The sequence below is a fragment of the Staphylococcus lloydii genome (genome assembly GCF_015775975.1).
Taxonomy (GTDB): Bacteria; Bacillota; Bacilli; order Staphylococcales; family Staphylococcaceae; genus Staphylococcus; species Staphylococcus lloydii.
In genome coordinates, this window is record NZ_CP064056.1 from 1,479,734 (window position 1) to 1,492,941 (window position 13,208).

14 protein-coding genes are annotated in these 13,208 nt (G+C 34.1%); 3 read left to right on the top strand and 11 right to left on the bottom strand.

Translation table 11 applies throughout. The features are described 5' to 3' along the window. Nucleotides 1–37: 37 nt before the first annotated feature. The 8 genes from trpA to ISP08_RS07295 all read right to left on the bottom strand — a co-directional run bounded on the left by trpA (nucleotide 38) and on the right by ISP08_RS07295 (nucleotide 7,900). Entirely contained in the window at nucleotides 38–766 is a 729-nt protein-coding gene (gene trpA / locus ISP08_RS07260; protein ID WP_195718184.1) for a tryptophan synthase subunit alpha, read from the bottom strand. Continuing rightward, a complete protein-coding gene (gene trpB, locus ISP08_RS07265; protein WP_195718185.1) occupies nucleotides 766–1,974 on the bottom strand; it encodes a tryptophan synthase subunit beta in 1,209 nt (402 codons plus the stop codon). Before trpB ends, trpA begins: the two co-directional genes overlap by 1 nt. Further along, nucleotides 1,967–2,605, bottom strand: coding sequence for a phosphoribosylanthranilate isomerase (locus ISP08_RS07270; RefSeq protein ID WP_195718186.1), 639 nt, complete (start codon nucleotides 2,603–2,605; stop codon nucleotides 1,967–1,969). The genes trpB and ISP08_RS07270 overlap by 8 nt, the downstream gene beginning before the upstream one ends. Continuing rightward, nucleotides 2,602–3,384 carry an indole-3-glycerol phosphate synthase TrpC gene (trpC, locus tag ISP08_RS07275; RefSeq protein WP_195718187.1) on the bottom strand — a complete coding sequence of 261 codons (783 nt, stop codon included), beginning with the start codon at nucleotides 3,382–3,384 and terminating at the stop codon, nucleotides 2,602–2,604. Before trpC ends, ISP08_RS07270 begins: the two co-directional genes overlap by 4 nt. Beyond that, a complete protein-coding gene (gene trpD / locus ISP08_RS07280) occupies nucleotides 3,368–4,381 on the bottom strand; it encodes an anthranilate phosphoribosyltransferase (protein ID WP_195718188.1) in 1,014 nt (337 codons plus the stop codon). Before trpD ends, trpC begins: the two co-directional genes overlap by 17 nt. After that, a complete protein-coding gene (locus tag ISP08_RS07285; RefSeq protein WP_048793399.1) occupies nucleotides 4,332–4,946 on the bottom strand; it encodes an anthranilate synthase component II in 615 nt (204 codons plus the stop codon). The genes trpD and ISP08_RS07285 overlap by 50 nt, the downstream gene beginning before the upstream one ends. Beyond that, on the bottom strand, nucleotides 4,943–6,349 hold the full coding sequence (locus ISP08_RS07290; protein ID WP_195718189.1) for an anthranilate synthase component I: 1,407 nt from the start codon (nucleotides 6,347–6,349) through the stop codon (nucleotides 4,943–4,945). The genes ISP08_RS07285 and ISP08_RS07290 overlap by 4 nt, the downstream gene beginning before the upstream one ends. 513 nt (nucleotides 6,350–6,862) lie before the next feature. Continuing rightward, a complete protein-coding gene (locus tag ISP08_RS07295) occupies nucleotides 6,863–7,900 on the bottom strand; it encodes a M42 family metallopeptidase (protein ID WP_195718190.1) in 1,038 nt (345 codons plus the stop codon). 130 nt (nucleotides 7,901–8,030) lie between these two features. On the opposite strand from ISP08_RS07295, the gene ISP08_RS07300 reads away from it, so the two are divergent. Then, entirely contained in the window at nucleotides 8,031–9,122 is a 1,092-nt protein-coding gene (locus tag ISP08_RS07300) for a prephenate dehydrogenase (protein ID WP_195718191.1), read from the top strand. Between the two features lie 70 nt (nucleotides 9,123–9,192). On the opposite strand, the gene ISP08_RS07305 is transcribed toward ISP08_RS07300, so the two are convergent. Further along, nucleotides 9,193–9,693 carry a methylated-DNA--[protein]-cysteine S-methyltransferase gene (locus tag ISP08_RS07305; protein WP_244138696.1) on the bottom strand — a complete coding sequence of 167 codons (501 nt, stop codon included), beginning with the start codon at nucleotides 9,691–9,693 and terminating at the stop codon, nucleotides 9,193–9,195. Nucleotides 9,694–9,820: 127 nt separating this feature from the next. Between ISP08_RS07305 and ISP08_RS07310 the strand changes: the two genes are divergently transcribed. Then, nucleotides 9,821–10,390 (top strand): Ada metal-binding domain-containing protein, encoded by a 570-nt coding sequence (locus ISP08_RS07310; RefSeq protein ID WP_195718193.1) that lies wholly within the window; start codon nucleotides 9,821–9,823, stop codon nucleotides 10,388–10,390. 44 nt (nucleotides 10,391–10,434) lie between these two features. Here ISP08_RS07310 and ISP08_RS07315 read toward each other — a convergent pair whose 3' ends face one another. Then, nucleotides 10,435–11,697 carry a Y-family DNA polymerase gene (locus tag ISP08_RS07315; RefSeq protein WP_195718194.1) on the bottom strand — a complete coding sequence of 421 codons (1,263 nt, stop codon included), beginning with the start codon at nucleotides 11,695–11,697 and terminating at the stop codon, nucleotides 10,435–10,437. Nucleotides 11,698–11,931: 234 nt separating this feature from the next. Between ISP08_RS07315 and ISP08_RS07320 the strand changes: the two genes are divergently transcribed. Then, nucleotides 11,932–12,117: a 2-hydroxymuconate tautomerase gene (locus ISP08_RS07320; protein ID WP_048793392.1), complete on the top strand. Its 186-nt coding sequence runs from the start codon at nucleotides 11,932–11,934 to the stop codon at nucleotides 12,115–12,117. Nucleotides 12,118–12,190: 73 nt separating this feature from the next. Here ISP08_RS07320 and ISP08_RS07325 read toward each other — a convergent pair whose 3' ends face one another. After that, a complete protein-coding gene (locus ISP08_RS07325; protein WP_195718195.1) occupies nucleotides 12,191–13,174 on the bottom strand; it encodes an LCP family protein in 984 nt (327 codons plus the stop codon). Nucleotides 13,175–13,208: the final 34 nt, after the last annotated feature.

The window sequence follows — 13,208 nt, forward strand, 5'->3', positions numbered from 1 at the left end:
TTCTACAGCGTATAGTGTTATAAATAAAATGTTATGCTTATTGATCTAATGTATTACGTATACTGTGTAAGTAGTTAACAGTATGATCGAGACTGTCATTTTCAAAACGTCTTACAATTTCACTTCCTATAACTACGCCATCAGCAACTTCAGCAATATCTGAAACATGGTCTGGCGTTCTTATACCAAACCCAGCTACGACAGGTACGTTTGCGATATCTTTAAGACGTTGAATTTTTTCTTTTAATTGAGGATGGAACTTTCCATTTTCTCCCGTTGTCGCATTCATCGTGACTGTATAAATAAAACCTTCGGCAGTTGCTGCAATTTTATTAATCCTTTCATCAGCTGTAGTCATCGCTACTAAAGAAATTACTTTAATCGAACTACCTTGATGTCTGGCTTTAATTTGTTCAACTAGTTCATAAGGTAAATCTGGAATAATTAAACCATAAACACCTGCACGTTCACACGCCTCAAAAAATGCATCCTCACCATAATGATTAATAATATTATAATAAGTCATTAATACGTAGTCACTCTTTATTTGTTGTTGGTGTTTTGTTAACTCATCCAATATAATTTGAATGTTCATGCCTTCTTGTATCGCCTTATTTCCAGCTTCCATAATAACGGGACCATCTGCCACCGGGTCGGAAAACGGTATACCTATTTCTATTATATCTGCGCCTGCTTCGCTTAATGTTTTAACATTTTGAATAAAATTCTTGTTCCCCATTACATAAGGTATAAATAATTTTGACATTAAGCTTCACCTCTCTCTTGCATATACTTTCTTATCGTTTCCATATCTTTATCGCCACGACCCGATACTGTAACGACAATAATTTCGTCTTTAGCCATTTGTGGTGCAAGTTTTTCGACGTAACTTAGCGCATGCGCACTTTCAATTGCAGGAATTATACCTTCTAATTTAGTAAATTTAACTAACGCATCCATCGCTTCTTTATCACTAGCAGTCGGATATTGAACTCTACCTATGTCTTGGTAATATGAATGTTCCGGTCCAACACCAGGATAATCTAATCCGGCAGAAATGGAATGTGCTAATTGCACTTGACCATTGTCATCTTGGATAAGATACATTTTCGTACCATGCAATACACCTGATGACCCTTTATTTATTGCTAAGGCGTGTTTATCAGTATCTTCACCTTCACCAGCTGCTTCAACCCCAAATAACTTAACATCATCTTTTATAAATGGATAAAATGTTCCGATAGCGTTCGAACCACCGCCTACGCATGCGACAATCGCATTTGGCAAACGTCCTTCAGCAGCAGTTATTTGTTCTTTAATCTCATTTCCTATGACGCTTTGAAAATCTCTTACCATCGTTGGAAATGGATCTGGTCCTAATGCAGAACCTAAAAGATAATGTGTGTCGTCGACATGACTGACCCAATATTGTAATGCTTTATTAACTGCATCAGACAATGTGCCTTGCCCTTCTTCTACTGACTCAACTTTGGCACCTAGTAACTCCATGCGGAAAACATTTAATGATTGTCTTTGAATATCTTCTTTACCCATAAATACAACTAATTCCATATCAAACAATGCTGCTACTGTAGCACTTGCTACACCATGTTGACCCGCTCCAGTTTCTGCAACTAATTTTTTCTTGCCCATACGTTTAGCAAGCAACGCTTGTCCGAGGGCATTATTGATTTTATGCGCGCCAGTATGGTTCAAATCTTCACGTTTTAAATAAATCTTAGCGCCACCTAATGCTTTAGTATACGCATCTGCATAAGTTAATGGCGTCTCTCTACCCACATAGTCTTTTAAATAGTAGTCAAGTTCTTGTTGGAATGCTGGATCTTCTTTCGCCTCTTTATAAGCTTGTTTTAATTCAATAATTGCTGGCATTAATGTTTCTGGAACATACTGGCCACCGTATTCACCGAAAAAGCCAAATTCATCTACTTCTGTTTGTATATTTTTAGTCATCGTTATCCCTCTCTTTTACTAACTCAATAATATCTTGCATTTTTGTTAAATCTTTGCCGCCATTTGTCTCTATACCGCTAGCTATATCATAACCGCTATGATTTAACTTTAATTTGTTAATCTTATCAATATTGTCATAATTTATTCCGCCAGCTATTAAAAAGTTATAACCGTTAATATTACGTAGTTTTTCCCAATTGAAATGCTTACCTGTGCCACCATAATGTTCTGATGGCGTATCTATAATAAATAAGTCTATATAATCGTTATATAACGCTAATTGTTCTAATAACACCTTTTCATCTTGTGCTGGTAAAGCTTTAATAATTTTTAATCGTGGATGTAAAGTACGTATTTTCTTTATTAAATCTAACGATTCCATACCATGTAATTGAATTGTAGTGATTGAGGTTTTAGCTACTAAGTCATTAATTTGTTCAATTGCTGGATTAACTACAATAACTACAGTTTCTTTATCATCCGGAATATTTTGTGTTAAGTGGCGAATTTCTTCAACAGTAACAAAACGTTTACTTTTGTCGTAATGAATAAAACCTAGCGCATCACAGTTTAAGTTTTCAGCTCGTCTTACATCCTTTAACGTTTGAAAACCACAAAATTTTAATTTCATGCTTTAGCCTTTTTCAATTTTAAACTTGGTAAAAATTCGCTAAGATTATCACTTTTCATTAACGATTCGCCAATAAGTAAACCGTCGATTTTAGCATCGACTACGGATTCAACATCTTCTACTGTATGAATGCCACTTTCAGAAATGTAATAATAACCGTCTTTACGTGCTTTTAAAATCTCGTTCGTATGTTGTACATCTGTTACAAAACGTTTTAAATCACGATTGTTGATGCCAATAATTTCAGGGTCTAATTGATAAGCACGTGTTAATTCTTCTTTATCATGTACTTCGACCAATGCTTCTAAATTTAAAGATTTCGCATAATCATAAAGTACGCGTAATTGTTCATCTGTTAAGACATTAACGATTAATAAAATTATAGATGCACCTGCTTTTTTTGCTACGTCGATTTGAATCGGATCCACGACGAAATCTTTACATAACACAGGGAGTTCGGTTTGTGTAGTTAAACTTTGTAATCTTTCATAACTACCTCCAAAGTATTTTTCATCCGTTAAAATAGATACGGCATTTGCACCATTTGCTTCATAATCCCTTACTTGTTGTTCTAAATCTTTAGCTGGTAGTTCTGGTAATGACGGGCTTTTAGATTTTATTTCAGCAATTACGACTAATTCATCTGAGTTATCCATGCTTTCTTTAAAGGTTGGTTTTGAAGATACGTCTACCTCTTTCAGTTCTTTTAATTTCTTTTCATAATATCCATTCGCTAATAGTTCTCTTTTATACGCTACAATCTCATCTAGAATAGTCATATAATTGACCTCCCATTTTTTTATATTGTTCTAATGCTGTACCATTAATAATTAACTCTCTTGCTTTATCAACGCCTGCTTGAATCGTTTCAACTTGTTCAGACACATACAGTGCAATTCCAGCGTTAAGTATTACGACATCTCTTTTAGCTGATTGTTCCTTGCCACTTAGTATATCTAAAGTAATTGTTAAATTCTCTTCTGCTGAGCCACCGACTAATTGTTCGTTTGAAGCAAAGTCAAAACCTAAATCTTGTGCGTTTAGTGTGTAATTTTTAATTATGCCTTCTGATATTTCATAAATCACATTATCTCCGGATAATGTTGCTTCATCCATACCGTTTGCGCCATGTAAGACAATCGCTCTTTTTCTTCCTAAATCCGCGATAGTTTGTGCAATCTTATCAAGTCTTGTAGCGTCATAAACACCCATAACTTGATAATCTAATTTAAATGGATTAATTAACGGCCCTGTGATATTAAAAATTGTCGGCGTCGCAATCATTTTTCTAATAGGTTGAATATTTTTCATAATCGGATAAGTTTCCGTTGCACTTAAGAATGCCAATCCTTTAGCATCAATATACGCTGCCGTTTCTTCCACTTTCTGTGTTTTAATATTCATTGCATTTAACAAGTCAGTGCTGCCTGATGAAGATGTTACACTTTTATTTCCGTGTTTAATGACTGGCACGCCTGCACTTGCGACGATAAAAGAAACCGTAGTAGATATATTAAAACTATTTGAACGATCTCCGCCCGTGCCACAAACACAAATACTTCCTTCATATCTTGGTTGTTCAACATACATACTGTTGATTAAACTTCTTGAGATAAAAGTGAGCTCACTTTGCGTAAATTCTCTAGCTGAAAAACGTTGTAACATATCTAATTTTTTCTCATCAGCAGTATCATCATCTATAAGTAATTGAATAAAATTGGTCATTTCAGTTTGATTTAGCGGGTGTTGCTGTTGTAGTTTTGTTAATAGTTCCATCTTGGTTGACCTCCCCTGCTATAGTTAAGAAATTGTTAATAATGTGTTCACCAAATTCCGAAGCAAATGATTCGGGATGATATTGGATGCCATAATGTTTATTGACACGGTGTTCAAATGACTGTATACAGTCTGGTGTTTCACCAGTAATCATTAAGTCGTCTGGTAAAGTTTGTGGATCACTTACTAATGAATGATAACGCATAATGTTAGAATATTCTGACACTCCAGCGTATAAATGAGTGTTTTTAATAATTCTCATGCTATCAACTTTACCATGTTTTATTTCATCGCCTTGTATAACCTTGCCACCGTAATAACACGTTAATGCTTGTGCTCCTAAACAAACGCCTAAAATAGGCTTATCTTTATAATGTTCTATAATATTTAATAAATGGTTATTATCTAGTGGATGCCCTGGCCCTGGTGAAATAATAACTGCTGTTACATCTAGGTTATAAATATCGTCATCATCTGGGTATTTCACGATGACCTCATTTTGTTTCGCTATAATGTCAACTAAGTTATAAGTAAAAGAATCATAATTATCAACAACTAAAATCATGGTGACACCTCCAATAAACTTTTGGCTTTTAGTTTCGTTTCAGCTAGTTCCTTTTCTGGTATTGAATCATAAACGACTCCGCAACCTGCTTGAACATTTACGTACGTATCATCAATCATCATCGTTCTAATGGCTAATGCAAAATCTAAATCGTGATTGCAGTTAATGTAACCAATACCGCCACTATATACGCCTCTCTTTGCTGGTTGTACTTCGTATATTCTTTGTATTGCTCTTAACTTAGGGGCTCCAGATACTGTACCGGTTGGTAATAAACTTGCAACGACAGACATCGGTGAATAGTTAGCTTTTAATTTACCTGTTACTTCACTAACAATGTGCATAACATGCTCATAGCGTTCGATAGCCATTAATTTTCTAACTTGTGATGTACCTGCTAAACTCACTCGGTGTATGTCATTTCTACCTAAATCGACTAACATACTATGTTCACTTAATTCTTTTTCATCCTTTATTAACGACTGTTCATTTTCAATATCTTCTTCCTTCGTTGCGCCTCGTTTAATCGTCCCAGCTATAGGATTTGTAATCACTGTATCTTCTTGCACTTTAACAAAGCTTTCTGGGGAACTCCCTACTATGATTGGTTCTTCCATATTAATAAAATACATATAGGGACTTGGATTTTGGCGTTTTAATTTTTGATACATTTGATAGGCTAAAGTTTGTAATTGATGATCAAAATGGTGTTTGTAACTATAAATAATCGAAGGCACGACTTGGAACATATCACCTTGTTGAATTAATGTTTTTAAATAAGTAACCGTATTCTTAAAAGATTGTTCAGTCATGTTAGTTTCAATTGTTTTATCATGTTGTTCATAATTTATTGTTTCAGGATAAATTGATAATTCTTTTAATTCAGCAATTCTATGATTAATGTTTTCTTCCATTTCTGCTACGCTACGGTTAGAAAATAAATTGGACGCCACTACATATAAATATTCTTTATAATGATCAAAAATGTAAACATCTTCTACCATGTAAAAATGAGCATCGTGTTGTTTGTGATCTTGTAATGCTATTTGTTGCAAGATTGGAAATTCATGTCTTACTAAGTCAAAGCTACAAGAACCCACAAAGCCAGAAATAAATGGAATATTTTGTAACTCTTCATCTTCAACGTCTGCTTTATATTGATCTATATAGTCTTTCATTTTTGCATATGGTTGTTCATTTTCCACTATTGTATTATCTTTAGTCTGAATGTTTAGTGTGTCATTATCTAACGTTAATGAACCATAAGTATCAAAAATAACAAATGAATAACGTCCTTTAAGTTGTGACTGATCTGCACTTTCTAAGATGATTTTTTTATCTCTCAAACGAGCAAATGCTTCTGGTGTCACTTCAGCATTTAACTTTTTAAATTTAATTTGCATTACTTTTCCCTCCTAATAAAAAAACGTCAACATCCTTTACTTTCGTAAGGACGCTGACGCGCGGTGCCACCTGTATTAGTTTGATTATTTAAATATCAAACTCTCTCATCATCAATATTAAACTTTACTTCAACAAAACCCAATTTCGAATTATATGCGTGTTAGTTTTCATCAACCACTAACTTTCTGCAAGCTACACAATATAATCTACTCCATTTTGTTTGCTAATTTTCAATTTTTATTTATCAATATAAAAAAGACACCACAATAAACGCATTTCTGTAAGGACGCGTTACCGTGGTGCCACCTTAGTTAACAATAATTGTTCACTTTAAATCATAAAATTGTATTTAAAAGCCCAATTCGTCACATAAGTTGTGCTAATTTCCATCAACCATTAGCTTTCTTTGTACTACAAGTTTATGTGCTACTACAATCTTCTAAATGTTTTGCTTTAAAAGTAATTAACTAGCATAATAACTCGATTATTTTTATTTGTCAAATAAAATTTCATTATTCTTTAATTGGTGATAAGCAATAGGCATACAATAATTGAGCTGTCGCTTCTAATGATTCTATATGTGTGCGTTCCATGGCGTGCGATGACTCAATACCTGCACCAAATAGGCCATGTCTAATATTCGCACCAGCTTTTAACGCTGCAGAAGCATCTGAATTATAATATGGATATATATCAATTTTGTAAGGAATATTATTTATTTTACATAAATTAACTAAGTGTTCACGTAAGGCTTTATGATATGGCCCCGAACTATCTTTAGCACAAATTGATACTGTATATTCATCTGAAGTTTGACCGTCTCCTAATGCCCCCATGTCAAAAGCGATGTATTCAACGATTTCGTCATCAATTGATGCATTGGCACCATAACCTATTTCTTCATTGTTGGAAATATAAAACTGTGTCGTATGCGGTAATGTAGTATTGTCTTTTTTCAGCTTCTCTAACAATTCCATTATCATAGCTACACTTGCTTTGTCGTCTAAATGACGAGATTTAATATAACCTGATTGTGTTACAACCGTGCGTGGATCAAAGCTTACGAAATCCCCCACTGCTATGCCTAAATCTTCTGTTTCTGCTTGATTATTGACCTTTTCATCCAATCGTACTTCCATATGTTCGGCATCTCTTGGAATTTCGTTGTTATTTCTATAGACGTGCACACTCGTTTCATGTAAACAAATAGTACCCGTATATATTTGGCCGTTACTCGTTTCTATTTCACAATATTCGCCTTCGATAGCATTAAAATAAAATCCGCCTATTAAACTTAATGCTAATCTACCATCTTCTTTAATTTCTTTTACCATAGCACCCAACGTATCGACATGTGCGGTAATACAACGTTGCTGTTGTTCATCACTACCGTCTACAGTGATGATTAACGCACCTTTGTTTGTAATTTCAGTTTGATAACCTAATTTTTGTGCATGTGAAGCAACATAATCAATGGCTGCCTGCGCATTCCCCGAAGGACTGTTAATTTGTGTTAACTGTGATATTGTTTCAAAAATTGAATTTGCCATGTCACTTACCCCCTTATGTTATATTTTTATTTTAACTTTTTATCGTTTAAATTGATACATATTGCATATTCAATGCTGCTACTATACACTATTATTATTCTGAAAACTTAGACAGAGGTGCTTCGACATTATGAAACACATACTTTTTGTAGGCCTAGGCCTTATTGGTGGTAGCTTAGCTAGCAATTTACGTTACTATCATGACGATATTGAAATCACAGCTTTTGATGCAGATCCGTCTCAATTAGATAAAGCATTGTCTATTGGTATTATTGACCATCAAGCAACTGATTATCAAGCTAGCGTGGAACAAGCTGACATCATTATTTATGCTACGCCTGTTCAACAAACAATTAAATATTTGCAAGAATTACCAGATTTTAATACTAAGCACGGCGTCATTGTAACTGACACGGGTAGTACGAAATCAACGATTCAACAATATGAAACATATTTACTAGAACATCATATTCATTTAATTAGTGGCCATCCAATGGCTGGTAGTCATAAATCTGGTGTGTTAAATGCTAAAAAGCATCTATTTGAAAATGCTTTTTACATTTTAGTACACAATGAAGCGGAAAACGACGAAGCGGCAACAACAATTCAACAATTATTATCGACAACAGATGCTAAATTTATTTCTACCAATGCTGAAGAACATGATTTTGTTACTGGCATTGTCAGTCACGTGCCACACATTATTGCATCTGCATTAGTTCATTTAAATGCTAATCACATTTCCGATTCTGCGTTAGTCAAAACTTTAGCAGCTGGCGGTTTCCGTGATATTACGAGAATCGCTAGTAGTAATCCGATTATGTGGCGTGATATTACCATAGAAAATAAGGCAACCATTCTTAAATTATTAAAAGAATGGAAAAACCAAATGTCTAACATCATTGATTTGATCGAAGAAGATAATCCTGAAACATTATATAATTTTTTCAATGATGCTAAATTATACAGAGATGAATTACCCCTTAAATCACAAGGTGCACTATCTATCGAGTATGATTTGTATGTTGATATTCCGGATAAACCGGGTATGATCAGTCAAGTTACAAGTATCTTAAGTTTACATAATATTTCTATAAGCAACATAAGAATATTAGAAGTACGTGAAGATATTTATGGGGCATTACGTGTAAGTTTTAAAAGTCCTGAAGATAGAAAGCAAGGCGCTGAAGCGTTGAGTGATTTCGAAACTTATATCGCATAACCAAGTTACTTTAAATGATTACATTACTAGACAAGGCTGAGGTCTCCTTTGGATACCCCAGCCTCTTTTTTTACTTTTGACCTTTTTCAATTGCTAGCAATCTCTCTTTCATACGCTCTCCACCTCTATAGCCTCGTAACTGCCCATCTTTACCTATAACGCGGTGGCACGGTATAACGATTAGCAATGGATTTTTAGCAATTGCTGTAGCAACGGCTCTAATTGCCTTTGGTTTGCCTATAGCTGTTGCAACTTCGCTATATGTTCTAGTTTCACCATAAGGAATTTTTAATAATTGCGCCCATACTTGTCGTTGAAACTCAGTGTACTGATAATCCATATCTATCGCGAACTCAAATGCTTGTCTTGTGCCATTAAAATATTGCCGTAGTTCTTGTAAGTAAGTTGTTAAATACGCTTCATTTTCTTCGATAGTCACTGTTTCAGGAATTAATTGGCTTAGTGTTTTATCACTATCTGTCGTACTTATAAAACTTAACCCACGCTCTGTTGCATAAACTTTTAAAAACACATCATTAAACCATATTGTCGTAGCATAAAATTTTTGCACATGGCTCCCTCCCAACTTTGTAATTACTAAATATTAACATTATTGTTGATAAAACTCATTAATATCAACGGTTTTAGTAATTAAAGAGCAAGATTAGGCTATTATTTTATGTTACAATTTTTGCGAGGTGATCATATTGAGTAAACTTAATCTTACACAGTCGAGATGGAACGATATAAAAAATAATAATAGCCATGCCGACGATCAATTTATTTATGCCGTTAAATCTACGATGATTTTCTGCAAACCATCGTGTTCTGCTAAACTACCCGCAAAAGAAAATGTAACTTTATATAACGATTATCATGATGCTATAACAGCTGGATATAGACCTTGTAAAAAATGCAATCCGACAGGTCGTTTTACGGATAAAGAAGAATGGTGTATACAAATTAAAAACTACATCACGCGCCATTATCAACAACCAATCACGTTGGATGAGCTTGCCAATCATTGTCATGGCTCTATTTATCACCTATCTAGAGTATTTAAAGAACTAGAAGGAATGACCATTATAGATTATTTACATCTCGTACGAACTACTGAAGCTAAAAAATTATTAGCCGATCAGATGTTGGATTTAACGACTATTGCACTCACTGTTGGTTATAAAACACCTTCTCAGTTTATAAAAAAATTCAAACAGTATTTTCATCTCACACCACATAAATTTCGTCAGCAATTTACTAAACTGTAAAAACTTTTTATATCTAGGGGCTAATCTCCCAACATTTGCTGTTATTACATCTTATGTCCAGCCATGAGACCTAGACGACCATGCTTTGTTCCTGCATCCGTATATGATACTGCCCTTGAAACAATGCCTTTACCGTACTTACTATGCAAATTATCGATTGTTTTGGCTAATTTTTCAGTCCTTCTACGTTCATATTCATCAATAAATAAATCTAACTGTCTATTGTGCTCATCTACAAAATTTGTGAGCGAAATACTTAATGTGCGGTACAATGCTGATTGATCACATAACGCATCTGCAAATTTTTCAACCACGGCGATAATATCATTTTCTAAATTGGTTGGTGTTCCTAATGTATATTGTTTGTTTACGCCACCTTCATCACTATAACCAAAAGAAAAATGAATCGTGCGTGCTAATTGATTACGCGCCCTCACACGACTTGCTACGTCTTCTATCAGTTCCTTCATGACTACTTTCGTTTCATCATATTTATAATCGCGCATCAAAATTTGGCTCTTACAAATTGATGGATTACTAGCTGTATATTTATCTCTAATTTTACTATGGTCAATACCGTTCGCATGTAAATGTAAATCAACACCCACAATGCCTAAATCTCTTTTTAAATATTGATAAGGGTAATTGGCTAAATCTCCAATCGTAAAAATACCTCTTTTATTTAATTTCTTTTCCGTACGTCTATTTATCCCCCAAAATTTACTTAATGGTTGTATCGGCCATAATTTGTGAGGAATATCTTGATAACGCCATTCCGCTATCTTATCTTCGGTATGTTTGGCCTCAACATCCATTACTACCTTACTCAATAAAACGTTCGAACCTATGCCAATTGTACAATCAATCCCTGTTTCTTCTTTTATTTCTTTTTGTATCCTTTCGCAAAACGAACGTATGGTCGAACTAAATCTGTGATAACTATCTGTGACATCCATAAAAAACTCATCAATACTATATTGATGCAAATCTTCTGGCGGCACATAACGTAATGCAATTTGTGATATTTTTACTGATACTTCTAAATACTTGCGCATACTTGGGTTAATAATATAAATATCATTGCGATGCGGGATTTCAAATAATCTTGACCCTGTTTTAATACCTAACGCCTTTAATTCAGGTGTCGCTGCTAAAACAACCGACCCCTGTCGCTTCGTATCTGCGACGACTGCTAATTTAGTTTGCAGTGGATCCAATCCCTTTTGCAAGCATGATACACTCGCAAAAAAACTCTTTTGGTCAATACACAAAATGTCTCTTTCTTCTAACAAATTATAATCATACATATAACTAACCTCCCACAAAAACAGAACGTGTGTTCGGTTAAATTATAAAATATTTCTTCTCATAAATCAAATGGAAATTTACCAACAAGATATAAGTTAGTTTTAATAATCGCTATAAAATCTTATGTGTAACCATGGGCTAGCTCTATCTAATATTCATCTCTTCTTTTTTGGATTAAGTTCTAAACTAATTCGTGCTATACTTTGTTCAACTCATAAAAAGGAGGCTTTTATATGCCAATTATCAACGTAAAATTATTAGAAGGTCGTTCAGATGAACAACTTAAAGATTTAGTATCAGAAGTAACTCATGCTGTAGAAAAAACAACAGGCGCAGACAAAAATGCAATCCATGTTGTGATTGAAGAAATGAATGCTGCACACTATGGTGTTGCTGGCGTTAGAAAATCAGATCAATAATATTTAACAACTGTTATTACATACAAATAAAAAAACCGAGTTACAGTACATAAAACTGTAACTCGGGTTTTTGTTAGTTATCTAAAAACGCTTTAGCTGCTTTTTTATTCGCTGCTTTATCTATTTGTAAAGCACTACCATCTGATGGAGATTGGTAATCTTGATACGTATTTTGAATAGGTAACGTTTTAGATTTTACATCTTTATCGCCACGTAAACCAAAATTTAAACCAGTTTGAATTAATGCTGAATCTGGCATATTTGTATTTAAATAACCTCTTAAGATGCCTGCCACTTTCGGTAATTTAGGGAAAGTGCTAGGACTAACTAATTGTTTCTTCAAGGTTTGCATAACTTGTTGCTGACGTCGTACACGACCAAAGTCTCCTTCAGCATCGTGTCTGAAACGTGCGTAGCCAAGTAATTCTTTACCATTTAATTTATGTTCACCTTTTTTCAATGATACACCGATGTTAGCCGACATATCTTTCTCGACATCTATTGGAACGCCGTTAGGTTCTAACTCATCTATCATTTTTTCAAATCCAGTAAAGTCTAAAATCGCATAATATTCAGGATCAATGTCTAAATTCTTTTTCAATGTTTGTCTTAATAACTCTGGACCACCAATTGAATAAGCTGAATTAATCTTATGCTTACCATGACCAGGAATATCCGCATATATATCACGCATAACCGACATCATTTTCATCTTTTTATGAATGTAATCATATTGCGCAATCATAATGGAGTCAGTTCTAGAAATACCACCTTGTGCTTTATCTGCTCCCAGTACCATGATTGTAATCTTCCCATCATTTTTAGCCGCACCATTAAATTTGTGCTGTTTCAAAGTTTTACCTTGATTTTTGGCATATTGAATACCTGAATTATAACCATGAACTGCATAACCAATTACAATGGCAAATGCAATTATAATAATTAAAATAATAAAAGGTAATTTTCTAACTTTCTTTTTCTTTTTTGTACGCCTTGGTGGAGGCGTGTGCGATGTTTCTTCATTGTTTATCTCTGTCTTATGCTTATCTTCGCTCATATATTATCAACCTTATATCTTCAAAATTACAAAT

Bases quoted from the DNA above. Each gene is read 5' to 3' on its own strand.
- trpA (WP_195718184.1), bottom strand. From the start codon at position 766: ATGTCAAAATTATTTATACCTTATGTAATGGGGAACAAGAATTTTATT.
- trpB (WP_195718185.1), bottom strand. From the start codon at position 1,974: ATGACTAAAAATATACAAACAGAAGTAGATGAATTTGGCTTTTTCGGT.
- ISP08_RS07270 (WP_195718186.1), bottom strand. From the start codon at position 2,605: ATGAAATTAAAATTTTGTGGTTTTCAAACGTTAAAGGATGTAAGACGA.
- trpC (WP_195718187.1), bottom strand. From the start codon at position 3,384: ATGACTATTCTAGATGAGATTGTAGCGTATAAAAGAGAACTATTAGCG.
- trpD (WP_195718188.1), bottom strand. From the start codon at position 4,381: ATGGAACTATTAACAAAACTACAACAGCAACACCCGCTAAATCAAACT.
- ISP08_RS07285 (WP_048793399.1), bottom strand. From the start codon at position 4,946: ATGATTTTAGTTGTTGATAATTATGATTCTTTTACTTATAACTTAGTT.
- ISP08_RS07290 (WP_195718189.1), bottom strand. From the start codon at position 6,349: ATGCAAATTAAATTTAAAAAGTTAAATGCTGAAGTGACACCAGAAGCA.
- ISP08_RS07295 (WP_195718190.1), bottom strand. From the start codon at position 7,900: ATGGCAAATTCAATTTTTGAAACAATATCACAGTTAACACAAATTAAC.
- ISP08_RS07300 (WP_195718191.1), top strand. From the start codon at position 8,031: ATGAAACACATACTTTTTGTAGGCCTAGGCCTTATTGGTGGTAGCTTA.
- ISP08_RS07315 (WP_195718194.1), bottom strand. From the start codon at position 11,697: ATGTATGATTATAATTTGTTAGAAGAAAGAGACATTTTGTGTATTGAC.
- ISP08_RS07320 (WP_048793392.1), top strand. From the start codon at position 11,932: ATGCCAATTATCAACGTAAAATTATTAGAAGGTCGTTCAGATGAACAA.
- ISP08_RS07325 (WP_195718195.1), bottom strand. From the start codon at position 13,174: ATGAGCGAAGATAAGCATAAGACAGAGATAAACAATGAAGAAACATCG.